Below are 17,581 nucleotides of genomic sequence, written 5' to 3' on the forward strand. Positions count from 1 at the left end.
GGTAAGCCGTGTTCCTTTCTCCCTGATCGAAGCGGCGCAGAACGAAGTTGAAGAGCCGTGCAGACCACTTGGGCCGCCTTCGACCGAGTGCCCCCGCCGCTACGCTTTGTAGGAGCGGAAGGGCGCCGTTGCGAAAGCCGTGAGGCAACGACCAAAGCTCATGGACACCAGTACACCGCCACCGGCACGCGCAGCTGGGTCAGAACGGAACGCACCGGATAGTCGCGCGCCGCGCCAAGGCCCAGGCGTGCGTCGGCCAGGAGATCGCGCTTTTTGTTGCCGGTCACCAGCAGAAACAGCGATTCGGTTTCCAGCAGCGTCGGCAGGGTCAGCGTGATGCGCGGCTCGCCGGCGTCGGGTGCATGCATGGGCAATACGCGGGATTTGCCGTTGAGATCGAGCGCTTCCGCCAGATGATCGCCGCCGGGAAAGAACGACGCCGTGTGGCCATCGTCACCCATGCCCAGCACGACCGCGTCGAACGGCAACGCGAGTTCTTCGATCCGCCGGCTGGTAGTGGCGAGGCCTTCTTCCGGCGCCGGCGCATCGTTGTAGAGCGGCACAAACTTGGCGACCGCGGCTTCGTTCTGCAGCAGCGTCGTTTTCACCAACCTGGCGTTGGAGCGCTCGTCGGTGTCCGGCACCCAGCGCTCGTCGACCAGGGTGATTTTGACATTGGCCCAGTCCAGCGTTTCCTTCGACAGCTGGGCGAAGAAGTCCTTCGGCGTGCTGCCGCCGGAAACGGCGAGTAGCGCATGACCGCGCTGGTTGAGGCTCATGCGCAGCCGCTTGGCGACGCGTTCGGCCAGCGCGCCAGCCTGCGCGTGGCAATCGGTGAAACTGTGGGTGGTGACGTTGAGATGCGTGGTCATGGATGGTGTTTGCGCGCCGGACGCATCATGCGGAAGGCGCGCCCTGCTTATCGTTAGGAAGGAAGGTGAAGTGTGACGTACCGTTGGTCCCGCGCAAGTGAATCACCGCTAACGGCCCGCGGGCGAGTGGAGCGATCAGTCGCTGTCCTCGCTCCAGGTGCGGCCGTCGCGTTCGATCAGCGCAATGGCCGCGCTGGGGCCCCAGCTGCCGGCCGAATACGCCCGCGGCGCTTCACCGCTGGCCGACCAGGCGGCCAGAATCGGGCCGGCCCAGCGCCATGCGGCTTCCACTTCGTCGCGACGCATAAACAACGTGGGGTTGCCGCGTACCACGTCGAGCAGCAGGCGCTCGTACGCGTCCGGTTGCGACACGCCGAAGGCTTCGGCAAAGCTCATGTCCAGCGGCACGTGACGCAGGCGCAGGCCACCGGGGCCTGGGTGCTTGATGGTCAGCCACAGTTTCACGCCTTCATCCGGCTGCAGCCGCAGCACCAGCCGGTTCTGCGCCAGCGTGCCGGCTTCGGCATGGAAGATGGAATGCGGCACGGGCTTGAACGCGACCACGATTTCCGACACGCGATCGGGCAGACGCTTGCCGGTACGCAGATAGAACGGCACGCCGGCCCAGCGCCAGTTGGCGATCTCCGCCTTCACCGCGACAAAGGTTTCGGTATGCGACTTGGTATCGCCCAATTCATCGAGATAACCGGGCACCTTGACGCCATCGGACACGCCGGCGCGATACTGGCCGCGCACGGTGAGCTGTGCGACGTTGCTGCTGTCGATGTGCTTGAGCGAGTTGAGCACCTTCAGCTTTTCGTCGCGCACCGCATCCGGTGCCAGGGACGACGGCGGTTCCATCGCCACCATGCACAGCAGCTGCAGGATATGGTTCTGCACCATGTCGCGCAGGGCGCCGGCGCGGTCGTAGTAGGCGCTGCGGTTGCCGGTGCCCAGCGTTTCGGACACGGTGATCTGCACGTGGTCGATGTGCGCGTTGTTCCACAGCGGCTCGAACAATGCGTTGCCGAAGCGCAGCGCCAGCAGGTTCTGCACGGTCTCCTTGCCGAGGTAGTGATCGATGCGGAACGTTTGCGATTCGTCGAACACGCGGCCGACCGCGTCGTTGATCTGGTTGGCGCTGTCGAGGTCGCGGCCGATCGGTTTTTCCAGCACCACGCGCGATTTGCCCTCGTTGAGCTTGTAGCTGCCCAGGCGTCCGCAGATATCGACAAACAGTTCGGGCGAGGTCGAGAGATAGAACACGCGGATGTGCTCGGGCTGCTCGCCGATCAGGGCGGCAAATTCGTCCCAGCCCTCGTCCTTGCGCGCATCCAGCGAGCGGTAGCCGACCTGCTTGAGGAAAGCCTCGATCTTCGCCGTTTCCGCACCGCTGGTCTTGCTGAGGGTGTCGCGCACCTGCTCACGGTAGCTGTCGTCGTCCAGCCCTTCGCGGGCGATGCCGACGATGCGGCTGCTGTCGGGAATCTGGCCGTCGAGAAAGCGGTGGTACAGGGCGGGCAGCAGCTTGCGCAGGGCCAGATCGCCGGTGCCCCCGAAAATCACCAGGTCGAAGGGTTCGGTGCGCTGGGAGGAGCCGCCCTGGGAGGCGTCTGATCGGTTGGAGCTAGTCGAAGAAGCAGTCACGAAGTCACCTCGATAAATGCCGTGAGGGCAGACAAGCGCGACCAAGAGGTGCTGCTGCCCGGTTGGCGTTGATCATACCAGTGACATACCAGACGGCGCCACCCGTTTCTGCGCGGCCTCAGAAATCATAAGCGAAATGAGCAAAACGCTAACAAATCTCATTGTGGCGCCACGGCTTTGGGCAGGCATCCGCCGGGTAGTTGCCTAAGTGGTTACTCATTGGTATCTTGTGCGACTATGGAAACCGCCCTGGCTAACGAATACCGCCGCATCTGTCACGATCCGGCCACCAACCAGCCGCTGGCCTATCTGCGCCTGCGCCGGGCGATTCGCAACGTGGTGGAACACCGCGATATCGAGCCGGGTCAGGCGCTGCCCAGTGAGCGCGATCTGTCGGTCGCGCTCAAGCTTTCGCGGGTCACCGTGCGTAAGGCGATCGCCGGGCTGGTGGAGGAAGGCCTGCTGACCCAGCGCCACGGTGCCGGCACGTTTATCGCCGAGCGCATCGTCAAGCCGATGTCACGGCTGACCAGCTTTACCGAAGATCTGCACGAGCGTGGACTGCACCCGCGCTCGGAGTTTTTCGAGCGCGGCATCGGCGAAGTGACGCCGGAGGAATCGATGGCGTTGAACCTGTCGCCGGGCTCTCTGGTGGTGCGCCTGCACCGCGTGCGCTACGGCCAGGATGAACCGCTGGCGATCGAGCGCAGCGTGGTGCCGGCCAGCGTGCTGCCCGATCCCATGCTCGTGCACGACTCGCTGTACGAAGTGCTGGAGCAGTTCAATTGCCGGCCGCGGCGCGCGCTGCAACGGCTGCGCGCGGTGTCGCTCAATGCGCAGCAGGCGCGGCTGTTGCACGTCAGCGCCGGCAGCGCAGGTTTGAATATCGAGCGCCGCAGCTTTCTCGACGACGGCCGCGTGGTGGAGTTCACCTGCTCCTGGTATCGCGGCGATATCTACGATTTTGTTGCCGAACTGCAGACGGATTGACGGAGCCTTCCCGTGGAACCGATCCATCAGCCGTCTAGACGTCCATAAATCCTTCAACCCAGAGAATCCCATGCAGGCACGCGACACCTTGATGTATAGCGAAGCGCACGAAGCCGCCGATGTCGTCGCGCGCCAGTTTGCCGCTAACGATGAAATCGTCACGGCGCTGGCGCAAACGCTGCGCGCGCATCCACCGCGCTTCATCGTGACCTGCGCCCGCGGCAGCTCCGATCACGCCGCCGCCTACGCCAAGTACGTTTTCGAAACCCAGCTCGGTATCGTTACCGCATCCGCCTCGCCGTCGGTGACTTCGGTCTACGCGGCCGAACAGCGCTGGCAGGACGCGCTGTTCATCGCGATCTCGCAGTCGGGCAAAAGCCCCGACCTGGTGCGCAACGCACAGGCGGCCAAGATCGCCGGCGCGCGCGTCATCGCGCTGGTCAACGTGGAGGATTCGCCGCTGGCCGCGATCGCCGATACGGTGATCCCGCTGCACGCAGGCCCCGAGCGCAGCGTAGCGGCGACCAAGAGCTATATCGCGGCGCTCGCCGCTGTGCTGCATCTATGCGCGCGCTGGCGCGGTGACCAAGAACTCGGCGAAGCGCTGCACGCCTTGCCCGACGCGCTGCGCAGCGGCTGGGATGCCGACTGGTCGAGCCTGAGCGAAGGGCTGACCGACGCGCACAATCTGTTTGTCGTCGGCCGCGGCTTCGGTCTCGGCATTGCGCTGGAAGCGGCGCTCAAGTTCAAGGAAACCTGCGGCCTGCACGCGGAGGCGTTCAGTGCAGCCGAGGTCAAGCACGGCCCGATGGCGCTGGTCGGACCAGATTTTCCCGTGCTGTGCTTCGCGCAGGACGACGACACGCTGGAAGGCACGCTGGCCCTGGCCGACATGTTTCGAAAGCGCGGCGCCCACGTGTGGGTGGCTGCGCCGGGCCAAAAAGGAAAAGGCAGTTTGCCAGTGATGGCGGGCCTGCCGGCGCTGTGCACGCCGCTGCTGATCATCCAGAGTTTTTATCGCGCGACCGCCGAGCTGTCGCTGCGCCGCGGGTTCAATCCTGACGTGCCGCCGCATCTGAACAAGGTGACGGAGACGGTTTGATTTTTTGGAGGGCGAGCGACTAGGGGCGAGCGAAACCGGGGTCGCCGATGATTTCTCGTGCTGCACGCTCCGCGCCGTTTGCACAGCAGCTAACGGGTCTAGGGTGCGGCGTAGAAGTACAACCTGCCAATACCTTGTTGCCGCTGTTCCAAAACTCGAATCAGCAAACCGATTTTTCGACACACACCTGACCAGGATCCGCCATGACAATCGCCCTCACGAACGCTCGCGTGCTCACGCCGCAAGGCTGGCGGAAAGATGTGGCCGTGCTGCTTGACGGCGGCCATATCCTCGACGTGGTGCCGTCATCCGACGCCCGCATGCAGCAGGCGGAACAGCAGGATCTGCAGGGCGCCATGCTGCTGCCTGGCTTTATCGATACGCAGGTCAACGGCGGTGGCGGCGTGCTGTTCAACGACGCGCCGACCGTGGAAACGATTCGCCAGATCGGCGCCGCGCATCGGCGCTTTGGCACGACGGGGTTTCTGCCGACGCTGATCAGCGACAACGTGCAGACCATGCGCGCCGCGATGGCCGCGGTGGAACAGGCGCTGGCGGAAAACGTGCCCGGCGTGCTGGGCATCCATCTCGAAGGCCCCTATCTCGCACCGGCGCGCAAGGGCGTGCATGACCCGAAATTTTTCCACGCCCCCGGCGGCGAGGAACTCGCCATGCTGTGTGCCCCGCATGCCGGTGTGCGCCTGATGACGCTGGCACCCGATCAGGTGGCGAGCGAGAGCATCAGGGCGCTGGCCGCAGCAGGGCTGGTGCTCTGTGCCGGTCATACTGCGGCGGATTACGCCACGATCAAAAAGGCATTGGCCGACGGCATTCGCGGCTTCACGCATCTGTTCAACGCGATGACGCCGCTGGGCAGCCGCGAACCCGGCGTGGTCGGTGCCGCGCTCGACGATGCACAAAGCTGGTGCGGGCTGATTGTCGACGGCCATCACGTGCATCCGGCGACGCTGCGCGCCGCCATCGCCGCCAAGCCGCGCGGCAAGATGCTGCTGGTCACCGACGCGATGCCGCCGGTCGGCGCGGATCATCCCGACTTTGTGCTCAACGGCGAAACCATCAGCGCGAGAGCCGGCATCTGCCAAACGGCGCAGGGCACGCTGGCCGGCTCTGCACTCGACATGGTCAGCGCCGTGCGCAACACCGTCCAGATGCTGGGCCTACCGCTGGAAGAAGCCGTGCGCATGGCCAGCACGTATCCCGCGGAATTTTTGGGTTTGGGCCATAGCCACGGCCAGATTGCCGCCGGCTATCGCGCCGATCTTGTCGTCATGAATGATGGTTACAATATTGAGCAAAGCTGGATTGGCGGTAGGCTCAACTGAACGATCGACGTTGATGAGTTGTCAATCTCAAAAGGCAAAGAATATCCAAGAAAAAAGCCGGCGGTATAATTCCGCCGGCGTTTTATAGGGCTGAACGATTTATGAGTTATCAGAAATCGTAAGTCGCAGACAGGCGCACGTAACGCGGCGTCTGACGGGATATGACGCGCTGATAGCTTGTAGCGAAATTACCAACGCCAGGCGACGTGTTGTAGATCGTATATTCCTGAGTTGTTTCCTGAGCATTCAGCGCGTTCAGCACATCAAGGGAAAGGCCGAACTTGCCATCCATGACCGCAGGCCGGTACGTCGCTCCCAGGTCTATACGCTTCAACCACGGGTAGCGCTTCAAACCAGGACGCGAAGGCACACCGCCGCAGTAGTGATAGTAAGGCGCATACCCAGTCGGATCACCGTCAGCGCCTGGTCCGGTATAGCCAAGACAACTCTGTGGGGCGCCCGACGTCACACTGAGATTGCCGGAGACCTGCCACTCGGGCGTGATTTGATAGTAACCATATGCCTTGAACTGATGCGGACGGTCTGCAGACTGCGGGCCGTTGGCAAAATCCATTACCGCCGAGTTGTCCCAATCAATGGTTTGCGAAACGTCATCCTGGCCTCCGGGCACACCCCCCGTTTTTGTCTGGCCTTCGGTGTTGCCGTAGCTACGCGAGAACGTGTAATCAACGCGACCGAACCACTTGCCGTCGAACTCATGCTGCAAAAACAAATCGAGTGCATAGTAGCGGCGCTTCAGTGGCGGGAAACCATAGTCCTTCCAGCTTACCGGGATGTCGATATAACTACCGTCGTCCTGTTTCACCAGGTAGTTATTTGTGCGACCTGGGTTGAACAGATAGCAGCCGTTGAGATTGCCAAACTGACTCGGGTCGTAGCCCAGCGACACACCCTTGGCAACAATCGTGTCCGGATCGCAGACGTCATCCACAGCGGTGCGAAGTTTGCGGTAAGAGACCTTAGCGCCGTATGTCCAGCCTGGCGTCAGAGTCTTATCGAAACCGAGAATGTATTCATCCTGATATTCGGCTTTGATGTTGCTGGTCGCCACTGTCTTCGGGTCTGGCGCCTGACCAAATTCATTATTGGTTGAAACGGGCGTGGCGTTAATAGCCGCCAACCCGGTCGGAGCACCCGTCGCCGGATCAATACCGGTATAAGTGAAATACTGATCGGTGAACAGGCTGCCGGATGCACCGCGAACCGCTACGTTATTCGGCAACGCCAGATAATAGCGACCAGCATTACCGTAGACCTTGAAACTGGAGTCGCCGTTGACGTCCCAGCTGAAGCCAAGGCGCGGCGCAAGCTGTGGCTTGGTCAGTCGGATATATGGCTGACCGCTGCTGTTGTAATTGGTGAACTGATCATTGCGAAGGCCAATTTTGACCAGCCAGCGATCGTCGATCTGCCAGTCATCCTGTATGTACTGTGCATGCTGCACAGTTCGGACTGACGCCGAGTTGGAAATGTAGATTTGATCGACGTAATAATTCTGTCCAGGCGCGCCGACGCCCAAGCCGTCGGAGATTGGCACGTTCGGAGTATCGGTCTGTGAATAGTCCCAGTAATAACCAGGCCCTGTTGTATTGCTGCCGATGTAGTTTGAGCGTGCAGTCTGGTTGTCGATGCCACCGCTGATGAGGTGATCGCCAAGCTTGTAGCTGATGTCGAAGCGAAAACTGTTGATCTTGTTGTTATTGCGTGGATCTTGAGCGCTGAGCAGCGTTTGCGAACCTACGTACCCGTTCGGATTGCCGCCGGTATAAGCAGGGTTCTGCTGATCGGCGCCGTTGACGTAGGCATCCGAACTGGGATTGCCCGGCTCTTGATAGTCCCGCGTTTTCATAGTGCCCAGAAGAGCGCTCACCGTCAGATCATCGGTTATGTACGACGTGTACTTCGCGATGTAAGCGTCGCCACCGGTTTTGGTGTAAGTGTCTTTGGTGAGGTAATCGCCGCGCGATTTCGTGTCGTAGTTGTAGTCGTAGATGGCGCCGGTGTAGCTGCGCTTGTCCGAGACCCCGGTGAGTTCGAGTATGTTGCTGTCGTTGATATTCCAGTCCAGCTTGGCGTACCAGCGTGGCATATCGTACGTGTAGTCCGTATAAGGCGACGCGCTGGCTGTTGTTGAACTGCCGAGGACCGACTTGCCTGCCTGCCGCTCAACGTCAGCAGAAAGAAACAGGAAAAGCTTGTCCTTGATCAGCGCGCCGCCGCCATAGAGGCTAAGCTCGGTCGTGCTCGACTTGTCCGGCTTATTGACGTTGTAGATCTTGCCGGCATTGGGTCCATACACCGAATAGATGTCATTGGCGTCCGCTTTCAGTGACGACGGCGTCCATCCGGCGTAGCCGCCAAAATGCCATTCGTTGGTGCCACGCTTGCCTACTATGCTGAGCACACCGCCATCCGAGCGACCGTATTGGGCACCGAAGCCACCGGTCAGCACTTCCACCTGGTCGATGGCGCCGTACGGTAGCGTCAGACCACCCAGATTCTTCAGCGGATCGGTGGTGGCAAAACCATTGATATAGTAAGAATTTTCCGTGACCGACGATCCGCCGAAGGAATTCAGCGACTGTCCGGAGGTAGAACTGGTGTAGACATTGTTGTCGATCACACCAGGCGCCAGTCGGGCGATAGCTTCAGGTGTGCGCACCAGGGGCAATTTGGCGAGCTGCTCGGCGGTTACGACAGTGCGCGAGTCGACGGCTTTCACGTCAATGGCCGGTAGTGCGCTGGCAGAGACGTTTACCGTCCCTAATTCCTTCGCGAAGGAAACTTCGGTTGCCGAGCCGACAAGAAGAGTGACGTTATCGCGCGAGCCAATGACGGCGCCATCGCGGATAAGGGTTACGGTGTACGTTCCAACCGGCAGGGAGCTGGTCGAATAGCGACCGTTGGCGTCCACTGGCACTTCGCGAGTGATGCCAGACCCACTTTGGATTTTTACGGTTTCGCCGCTTCCCGTAGGCGCCTGTCCAAACACAGAACCAGTGGTGGATTGGCCAAACGCTGCTCCAGCCGATCCCATGCCGATAATCAGCGCAACGCTCAAAATGTTGCGCCTCGGCATCCTTTGCGTGTCGTAAGTACGTGCGTTATTCAACTTGCCCATGATGTTTCCCCAATACATGCCAGCGCTGTCGGCTGGAGTTCGAGTGAGATGGTCGAGTGAGGCCACGAAAAGATTTTCGGTACCTGAGGCCATGGCTCGCCCAGCGAGGCCATGCAGGCCGTGTGTCAGTTGTGTTGACAAAATGTTACGGCTTATGAAAGAACTTACGTCACTGTTTCCTGTTTGGTCAACAACTTTTTAGCAATTTCTTGCGCAAGGATGTGGATACGCTGGCGTATGCCCGGCCGACTTGCGGATGCAGCGGATCAGCCACTACAGTGCCGGGGTCGAGGTGTCCCAAGGGCTCACGCCGGAGGGATGAAACGGGAAGCCGGTGCGTGGTGCGGATGCACTGCAAGGCCGGCGCTGCCCCCGCAACGGTAAGCGAGTCAACGAACGGCGGATGCCACTGTGCTTGCACGGGAAGGCGTCGTTCGGAGCAGGCGATTGATACGTCTGCTGCTCGTCAGCCCGGAGACCGGCCTGGACGATATCTGGTGGCTCGCGGTGGGCGAGGCTGAACCACGTGCCGTGGCGACGTCAGTTTGTGCGCGCCGCGCCTGCCCGTTGTTCCGTCTTTTCCTGTCGTCAGCCGCCAGCCCATCGAACATATGGGCCGCGCGCGGGTGTGCGGCCGGGGAATGACATTGAAAAAGACTGTACTGGCAGCCTCGCTTTTGAGCTGCGTGATGGCCGCCCACGCGGCCGACCAGGGCGCTGCCGACGCGAGCAACACCAGCTCGCTCGATCCGGTGATCGTTACCGCCACGCGTACGCCGATCACGATCGACGAGTCGCTGTCGTCCGTGACTGTTATTACGCATGCCGACATCGAGCGGCTGCAGCCGGTCTCGGTGATCGATCTGTTGAACGGCCTACCGGGCGTGACGTTTGCGCAGTCCGGTGGTCTCGGCCAGCAGTCGTCGCTGTTTCTGCGCGGCACCAACTCCACCCATACGCTGGTATTGATCGATGGCGTGCGGATCGGTTCGATTACCGCCGGGCTGCCCGCATTTGAACAGATTCCGGTCGAGCAGATCGATCGCATCGAAATCGTGCGCGGTCCGCGTTCGAGCCTCTACGGCGCCGACGCGATCGGCGGCGTGATCCAGATTTTCACGAAGCACGGAAACGCCGGCGGCGGCATTACGCCGTCGTTGAGTGTGACCACGGGCAGCAACGGCTTCGTCAATTCACAGGTCGGCTTGTCCGGCGGCGATCCGCACGCCTGGTACAACGTCAGCCTGGGCGGCGAGTACACCAGCGGTATTCCCGCCTGTCGGCTGGGCGCAGCGGAAGCCGGGGCCGGCTGCTTTGTCGACGACCCGCGCGATGACGCCTACCGCAACTGGAACGGTTCGGCCAATGCCGGCTACCGCTGGGACAACGGCACCGAGCTCGCTTTCGACTGGCTGCGCAGCAAGAGCAACGTCGAATACGCCGGTAGTCCGTATGGCGGCAACGATGCCGTCAACGAGCAGCACGTCGCCGGGACGCGGCTGACGTTCTCACCGCTGGATATCTGGAAGGTGACGCTGAACGCGGGCCAGAGCCGCGACGATTCGCAGACCTATTACCAGGGCACCTACTTCGGCGATTACTACCCGCGCACGCCGACTGGTTACGCCGATTCGCGGCGCAACCAGTTTTCCTGGCAGAACGACATCACGCTCGGCAGCGGTCAGCTGCTGACGGTGGGCGCGGACTATCAGCAGGAGCACATCACCAGCGACACCGGTTATCTGGACAGCACCCGCGGCGATGCCGGCACGTATGCGCAGTACCAGGGCACCTTCGGCCAGAATGAAGTGCAGCTTTCGGCGCGGCATGACCACAACGACCAGTTCGGCAATCACAACACCGGCGCGGCCGCCTGGGGCTACAACTTTGCGGACGGCCTCAAGCTCACCGCCAGCTACGGCAGCGCCTTCCATGCGCCGACCTTCAACGATCTCTACTACCCCTACGGCAGCGGCAACCCGGATCTGAAGCCGGAAAGCTCGCGCAGCGCCGAGCTGGGGGTGTCGCAGACGGTAGGTATCTGGAACTGGGCGTTGAACGCCTACCAGACGCGCATCAATCAGCTGATCACCCTGGATGCCAACTACGTGCCGCAGAACATCAGTCAGGCGCGCATCCGCGGGCTGGAAGGGCAGGTGGGCGTCACGCTCGACGGCTGGCGGGTGCAGACCTACCTCACCGCGATGCAGCCGATCGAGGACGACAGCGGTCCGAACAACGGCAATCTGCTGCCGCGTCGGCCGAAGCAGACCGCGCGTGTGGAGCTGGACAAGAGCTACGGCGACTTCGCCATCGGCGGCACCTTCAACGCTGACAGCAAACGCTACGACGACGCGGCCAACCTGCATCGCCTCGGCGGTTACGCCACCACCGACCTGCGTGCCAGCTACGCGTTTGCGCCGAACTGGAAGGTCGAGGCGCGGCTGGCGAATATTTTCGATCGCGATTACGAAACCGCTTACTACTTCAACCAGCCAGGTCGCACCTGGTACTTGACGTTGCGCTACAGCCCGGCAAGTCTGTAGCCATTCGCCTGTGCCGTCAGCACGGATGCTGGCGGAGTGGCACTCCAGGGAGTGGAGCGGAAGCGACACGAACACGGACGTTCACCCCTGCCTTTCGACAGGGTGAGGACTTAAGGCACATACGTTTGCGCACGCCGACAGGCATAAAGTCGGCATGATCGATACGCACGCCGCTGCCGCACGCCCTTTTACGTCCGCGAAAATGTTCGCCGGCGTCGGCTCGCCGGTATGCTTGCAGGCCACGGAAGCGCCATGAATATCTTTGCCCCCATGATTCGCCGCCCCGCCGGCACGTCGCTACTCGCGATCGGCCTGGTGCTGGCCGGTATCTGCGCGTATTTTTTGCTCGGCGTGGCGGCACTGCCTTCGTTCGAGCTGCCGGTCGTTTTCGTGCAGGCTGCACAGCCCGGTGCGAGTGCGCAGACCATGGCCAGCACGGTGCTGGCGCCGCTGGAGCGGCACCTTGGGCAGATTCCCGGCATCGACGAAATGTACGGCAACGCCACCGAGGGGTCGGCAACCGTGATCGTGCGCTTTCATTTCGGGCGCGATACCGACAAGGCCGCACGCGACGTGCAGGCCGCCATCAACGCCGCACAGGCTGATCTGCCGGCACTGCCGAGTCCGCCGCAGTACTTCAAGGTGGACACAGCATCGATCCCCATTTTGCTGGTGACGCTCCGATCCGATGGCTTGCCGATCGATAAGCTCTACGACCTTACCGACACGTTGCTGCAGCCGGCGATGGCGCAAATTCCCGGCGTGGCCCAGGTGCAGGTGTTCGGCGGCACGCCGCACGCGGTGCGCATCGATTTGGACATGCACGCGCTGGCCGCCAAAAACCTCACGGCCAACGACATCAGCAATGTATTGATCGCCGCCAACGTGTCCTCGCCGCAGGGCGTACTGTCGGACGGGCACACGCAGATGACCGTCACGGCGAACGACGCCCTGCAGACCCCGGAGGAGTTCGGCAAGCTGCTGATCTCCGATAGCAACGGTGTGCCCGTGCGCATGTCCGATGTGGCCAAGGTCTACAGCGGCGAACAGGACAAATATCAGGGTGCCTGGTTCAACGGTAGCAAGACCGTTGCGATGCAGATCAGCAAGCGCCCCGAAGCCAACGCGGTGGCTACGGTGCAAGCAATTCTTGCCAAGCTGCCGCAGCTGCGCGCTTCGCTGCCCGCCAATATCACCATCACGCCAATGTTCGATCTCACTCAGACCACCAAGTCGGCCTTGCATGAGGTGGAGGTGGCGCTGGCCATAAGCATCGTGCTGGTGGTGCTGGTCATGCTCGTATTTCTGCGCCGCCTGCGGCCGACGCTGATCGCCACGCTGAGCGTGCCGCTCTCGCTGGCCGGCGCGTTCGTGGTGATGTGGATCCTGGGGTATACGCTCAACACCTTGTCGCTGGTGGCCCTCGTGCTATGCATCGGCTTCGTCGTCGACGACGCGATCGTGGTGATCGAGAACATCGTGCGGCATATGGAGCACGGTGAAGAGGCACTGGAGGCGTCTTTGGTTGGCGTCAGCGAGATTGGTTTCACCGTCATTTCCATCACGCTGTCATTGATCGCCGTGTTCGCACCTTTGCTGTTCGGCAACAGTATTTTGGTGCTGCTGTTGCGCGAATTCTCCGTCACGCTCACCGCCGCCGTCGTTATTTCGGCGCTCGTGTCACTGACCTTGACGCCCGCCTTGTGTGGCCTGCTGTTGAAACAGGATGCGCAGGGCATCGTGCGTGAGCCGTCACGCATTGAATTGGCCATGGAGCGCTTTGATCGCAATCTGCATCACCGCTACGAACGCGCGCTGGACTGGGCCATGCGCCATCGCCGGCTGATGCGCTGGCAGCCGCTGCTGCTGCTTATTCTTACCGTTGTGCTGGCGTTCGCCGTCGTGAAAACGGCTGGTGGCACCTTCATGCCGGACGAGGACACCGGCCAGTTGCAGGTCGATCTCACGGCGGACACCAATATTTCGCCCACGCTGCTGGCCGAACGCGTCAAACATGCGGCCAGCATCATCCAGGCCGAGCCCGACGTGGTGGATATCCTCAGCGTGCTGGGCTCCAACGGTGGCGGCAACGGGGCGGTCGGCAACGGCGGCACGATGTGGGTCGATCTCAAACCGCGTGGCAGCGGCCCGAACGAGCGTCACGAAAACATCAAGGTGCTGATTGAGCGGCTCGGCAAGAAGCTCGACGCGCTGCCGAACGTGCGCGTCGAGGTTACGCCCGTGCAGTTTCTCGGCGGTGGCGGCAGCGGCGACAACGCCGGCCAGTACGAATTTCAGCTGGTCAGTTCCGACGGCGGCGACCTGCAGCCGTGGACGCTGAAGATGGTGCGCCAGCTGCGCACGATGAAGCAGCTGCGTGATGTCAGCAGCAATTTCGACCAAGTCGGCAAGCAGCAGATGATCAACGTCGATCGCGATGCCGCCAGCCGTTTGCAGGTCAGCATGGGCGACATCGACTCGGTCCTGCAGAACTCGTTCGGCCAGCGCCAGGTGTCGGTGATCTATTCCGACCTCAACCAGTATCGCGTGGTGCTCAACTCCGCCGCGGCCGAATCGATCAGCGCGCAGGCGCTGCTCAACAGCTATGTGCGCAACACGCAGGGCAACATGATTCCGCTATCGGCCATGGCCCGCATCGACCCAAGCCTCACGCCCACGCGCATCCGCCACCACAACCAGATGGAAGTGTCGACCATCAGCTACAACCTGGCCAAGGACGTGAGCCAAGATAAAGGCATCGCGCTAATCAACAAGGCGGCCACTATCCTGCAGCTGCCCGAAGGCATGCGTGTGGACTTCACCGGCGCGAACCAGAGACTGCAACAGGCCGAAAGCAACGGCTATGTGCTCATCGTCGGCGCCATCATCGCGATGTACATCGTGCTGGGCATTCTCTACGAAAGCCTCGGTCACCCGCTGACGATTCTCTCCACGCTGCCGGCCGCCGGCGCCGGCGCCTTCCTCGCGTTGCTGGTCACGCAAACGCAGATCAGCCTGATGGCGATCATTGCGATCCTGATGTTGATCGGCATCGTGAAAAAGAACGCGATCCTGATGGTCGACTTCGCCCTGGTCGCCGAACGCGAAAGGGGTCTGCCTGCGCCCGAGGCGATACGCGAGGCGGCGCTGGTGCGCTTCCGTCCGATCACCATGACGACTCTCGTGGCGATGGGTGCGGCGTTGCCGCTCGCGATCGGTTTCGGCGTGGGCTCGGAGATGCGCCAGCCGCTGGGTATCGCGATTGTGGGTGGGTTATTGGTGTCGCAGTTGCTGACGTTGCTGAGTACGCCGGCAATCTATTTGTGGAATCACGATCGGAAGATTCGCAAGGCGGCGCGGATCGAGAGGCGCGCAGCGAAGCGGCGGCTGAAGGCGATAGGCAAGCCTTCGCAGGCGGCCGGGTAAAGCAGCGCAACGTTTTCTCCTCTCCCCAGGCTTTATTGGGGAGAGGGTAGGGTGAGGGGTCGCTCTGGGTTTTGCCGTGGTGTGTTTTTAGAAGCAGAGCTTTCGCCCTCCTGCGGAGCGCGAGGTACTTCTCTTTTGCTCGTCCAAACGAGAAGTACCCAAGAGAAAACGACACCCCACTTGGCGCTTGCCGGGCTGCGCCCGCCAAGTCCGTGAGCCGAGGCCGGGCTTTTCGACAGGGCTCCTGCCCTGGCGAAAAGGAATCGGCATCCATGCCGATCCCCCTGCGGGCCTGTCGACCTCGCCTCACCGCCGCATAGGGAAGTGGAAAAGCAGAGCGGCTTTCCCGCGAATCAAATCGAGATGTCTAACGCTTGAATTGGTACCCGCTGCGAAGCGGTTTGGTTTGAATGAGTAAAAAGAGACTTCCTCCCCCTTTCGGCCTCGAGGGCCATGATGGTGATGCGGATCAACCGTCACTTGAAGAGGAAGTCTCCATGAGCACTATAACCATTGGCGTGGATTTGGCGAAGAGCGTGTTTTCGGTGTGCGAGATGGACGCGGCGGGCCATGTGCTGGGCCGGCGTGATCTGGGTCGCGAGGCGTTTGCGCTGTGGCTGGCCCAGCGGCCGGCCGGTACCGTGGTAGCGATGGAGGCGTGCAGCGGCGCGCACCATTGGGCCCGGCGTTGCCTGGAATACGGGCTGCAGCCGCGGCTGATGGCCGCCCAGTTCGTCACCCCGTTCCGCAAGAGCCGCAACGCCAAGAACGACCGCAACGACGCCGAGGCGATTGCCACGGCGGCCCGTCAGGGCAACATGCGCTTCGTGCCGGTCAAGGATGTCGAGCAGCAGGCGCGGTTGGCGTGGCATCGGGTGCGCGAGGGTTACAAGACCGAGTCGCTGGCGATCGGCAACCGCCTGCGCGGCCTGCTGGCCGAGTTCGGCATCGTGGTGGCAAAAAGTGACGTCGCCCTGCGCCGTGTGCTGGAAACGCTGGATCAGCAGGCGGGGTTGCCGGACGAGTTCAAGGCGTTGCTGCGTGACCTCAGCGCGCACTGGGCGCAGTTGCGCGCGGCGATCGAGGCGTGCAGCGCACGCATCGAGGCCCACGCGCAACAGGACGCGCGGTGCGTGCGGATCGGTGCGATCGTGGGCGTCGGCCCCATCACGGTCGATGCGATGGTGGCCAGCGTCGGCAACGCCCGGGAGTTCAGGAACGGACGGCAGCTCGCCGCGTGGCTGGGTCTGGTGCCGACCCAGCATTCCAGCGGCGGGCACACGCGACTGGGCACGATCAGCTGCCGCGGTGACGCGTACTTGCGCACCTTGCGGATCCAGGGCGCACGCAGCAGCCTGCAGCGCGCCAAGGCGGTCAGCGTGGAAAGGTGCACACCCGAGCAGCAATGGATACGGCAACTGGACGGCCGCATGCCCTTCGGCAAGGTGCTGGTGGCGATCGCCAACAAGCACGCACGGCAGCTATGGGCGATGCTCGCGCACGATCTCGACTACGACCCGCACGCCAGCGTGAAGCACCCGATGGCGCGTCGTGCGGACAGCCACTGCGCCATGACGGTCGCCGCCATGGCATGAAAAGGTTCCACGTCAGCGCGCAGCGGTAGCAACGGGTCAGACCCACCCGGAGAGAACCTGACTAACCATTTGGACGTCTACAAAGTGTTTCGGCTGATCCTCGAACACCGACGACACCGATGAACGAATGAGGTCTCCGGGCGCGGTTTATACCCTGGTCCGCATCGGCACCATCGATGCAACAAGACCGTTTACGGAAATGCAGTCTGGCAACGTTCAACGCCGCAAGCACTGACACGCACGACGCAACACAGAGGACAACACGATGACCAGCGAAAGCCTGAAAGCTCAAGGCAAGAACATCAAGCGGGCGGTGTTGACGGGAAGTCTCTTACGGAATGGTTAGTCTTCCCTCTATGGCTCTGAGACACGCTGGCTTTTTGGCACGATGTTCAGATTGTCCATATCCGAAAAGATTAGCCACGGCCCGCCTGGTGCACGACGCAAAGTGAGAGTGAACTTTCCCGCATCGCCCGGTGCATCGCCGTAACCGTAAGCGCCAATGATGTACCCAATCGTGTCTCCAGTCGAAAAAGCGAGCGCGCGCAACCGCAATGGGCCACCGCTGTGACCTTGAAAGGCTGCCTGGATAGCCGAATGTCCCCGGACTGGCGAACGATTGTTCTGCAGGACAAATCCGTCCTCTGCAAATAGTGAAGCTAGTGCCACCGCGTCGCGCTCGCGCCAAGCACGCTCATAATCGCGAAGCACTCGATTCAGCTCAGGTGGTAAAGCGACAGTGGAAAGCTGTGCGGGCTTGGGCTGTTCTGGGCTGTTCTGCCCGAGTAGTGGTTTCCACACCAGCAGGAGCGCAACGACGACGAAAGCCACGGTGGAGCGGGTCATACGTTTCAACCCTGATGGAGTCTCGAAATTCTAACGTTCATAAGACTTCAGGTCGTGGAAAACGCACTGTTC

The 17,581-nt window shown here is 61.8% G+C and carries 10 protein-coding genes and 1 riboswitch; of the genes, 6 read left to right on the forward strand and 4 right to left on the reverse strand.

The window, feature by feature from the left end; genetic code table 11:
• Positions 1-158 precede the first annotated feature (158 nt).
• Together pgl and zwf are read right to left on the reverse strand one after the other, a co-directional pair.
• Positions 159-872: a 6-phosphogluconolactonase gene (pgl, locus tag ACDK93_RS01045; RefSeq protein WP_458070736.1), complete on the reverse strand. Its 714-nt coding sequence runs from the start codon at positions 870-872 to the stop codon at positions 159-161.
• A gap of 135 nt (positions 873-1,007) precedes the next feature.
• Entirely contained in the window at positions 1,008-2,438 is a 1,431-nt protein-coding gene (zwf, locus tag ACDK93_RS01050; RefSeq protein ID WP_458072312.1) for a glucose-6-phosphate dehydrogenase, read from the reverse strand.
• 318 nt (positions 2,439-2,756) lie between these two features.
• On the opposite strand from zwf, the gene ACDK93_RS01055 reads away from it, so the two are divergent.
• From ACDK93_RS01055 to nagA, 3 genes are all read left to right on the forward strand, one after another.
• Complete coding sequence (locus ACDK93_RS01055; RefSeq protein ID WP_458070738.1) at positions 2,757-3,509, forward strand: GntR family transcriptional regulator; 753 nt, start codon at positions 2,757-2,759, stop codon at positions 3,507-3,509.
• A gap of 70 nt (positions 3,510-3,579) precedes the next feature.
• On the forward strand, positions 3,580-4,611 hold the full coding sequence (locus ACDK93_RS01060) for an SIS domain-containing protein (protein ID WP_458070739.1): 1,032 nt from the start codon (positions 3,580-3,582) through the stop codon (positions 4,609-4,611).
• 203 nt (positions 4,612-4,814) lie between these two features.
• Positions 4,815-5,954 carry an N-acetylglucosamine-6-phosphate deacetylase gene (gene nagA, locus ACDK93_RS01065; RefSeq protein WP_458070740.1) on the forward strand — a complete coding sequence of 380 codons (1,140 nt, stop codon included), beginning with the start codon at positions 4,815-4,817 and terminating at the stop codon, positions 5,952-5,954.
• A 109-nt stretch (positions 5,955-6,063) separates the two neighbouring features.
• Here the strand turns inward: nagA and ACDK93_RS01070 are convergent, their stop codons facing one another.
• Positions 6,064-9,096: a TonB-dependent receptor gene (locus tag ACDK93_RS01070; protein WP_458070741.1), complete on the reverse strand. Its 3,033-nt coding sequence runs from the start codon at positions 9,094-9,096 to the stop codon at positions 6,064-6,066.
• Positions 9,097-9,369: 273 nt separating this feature from the next.
• A riboswitch (cobalamin riboswitch) is annotated at positions 9,370-9,597 on the forward strand.
• 140 nt (positions 9,598-9,737) lie between these two features.
• On the opposite strand from ACDK93_RS01070, the gene btuB reads away from it, so the two are divergent.
• From btuB to ACDK93_RS01085, 3 genes are all read left to right on the forward strand, one after another.
• Positions 9,738-11,642: a TonB-dependent vitamin B12 receptor gene (gene btuB / locus ACDK93_RS01075; RefSeq protein WP_458070742.1), complete on the forward strand. Its 1,905-nt coding sequence runs from the start codon at positions 9,738-9,740 to the stop codon at positions 11,640-11,642.
• A 252-nt stretch (positions 11,643-11,894) separates the two neighbouring features.
• Positions 11,895-15,068, forward strand: a complete 3,174-nt coding sequence (locus ACDK93_RS01080) for an efflux RND transporter permease subunit (RefSeq protein WP_458070743.1) — start codon at positions 11,895-11,897, stop codon at positions 15,066-15,068.
• A 497-nt stretch (positions 15,069-15,565) separates the two neighbouring features.
• A complete protein-coding gene (locus tag ACDK93_RS01085; RefSeq protein WP_458070744.1) occupies positions 15,566-16,663 on the forward strand; it encodes an IS110 family RNA-guided transposase in 1,098 nt (365 codons plus the stop codon).
• A 354-nt stretch (positions 16,664-17,017) separates the two neighbouring features.
• On the opposite strand, the gene ACDK93_RS01090 is transcribed toward ACDK93_RS01085, so the two are convergent.
• Positions 17,018-17,509 (reverse strand): YybH family protein, encoded by a 492-nt coding sequence (locus ACDK93_RS01090; protein WP_458070745.1) that lies wholly within the window; start codon positions 17,507-17,509, stop codon positions 17,018-17,020.
• Positions 17,510-17,581 lie beyond the last annotated feature (72 nt).

It is taken from the genome of Rhodanobacter sp. BL-MT-08 (assembly GCF_054161255.1).

What these genes read in the sequence shown, in the direction of transcription:
- pgl (WP_458070736.1), bottom strand. Translation starts at nt 872, where the DNA reads ATGACCACGCATCTCAACGTCACCACCCACAGTTTCACCGATTGCCAC.
- ACDK93_RS01055 (WP_458070738.1), top strand. Translation starts at nt 2,757, where the DNA reads ATGGAAACCGCCCTGGCTAACGAATACCGCCGCATCTGTCACGATCCG.
- ACDK93_RS01060 (WP_458070739.1), top strand. Translation starts at nt 3,580, where the DNA reads ATGCAGGCACGCGACACCTTGATGTATAGCGAAGCGCACGAAGCCGCC.
- nagA (WP_458070740.1), top strand. Translation starts at nt 4,815, where the DNA reads ATGACAATCGCCCTCACGAACGCTCGCGTGCTCACGCCGCAAGGCTGG.
- ACDK93_RS01070 (WP_458070741.1), bottom strand. Translation starts at nt 9,096, where the DNA reads ATGGGCAAGTTGAATAACGCACGTACTTACGACACGCAAAGGATGCCG.
- btuB (WP_458070742.1), top strand. Translation starts at nt 9,738, where the DNA reads ATGACATTGAAAAAGACTGTACTGGCAGCCTCGCTTTTGAGCTGCGTG.
- ACDK93_RS01080 (WP_458070743.1), top strand. Translation starts at nt 11,895, where the DNA reads ATGAATATCTTTGCCCCCATGATTCGCCGCCCCGCCGGCACGTCGCTA.
- ACDK93_RS01085 (WP_458070744.1), top strand. Translation starts at nt 15,566, where the DNA reads ATGAGCACTATAACCATTGGCGTGGATTTGGCGAAGAGCGTGTTTTCG.
- ACDK93_RS01090 (WP_458070745.1), bottom strand. Translation starts at nt 17,509, where the DNA reads ATGACCCGCTCCACCGTGGCTTTCGTCGTCGTTGCGCTCCTGCTGGTG.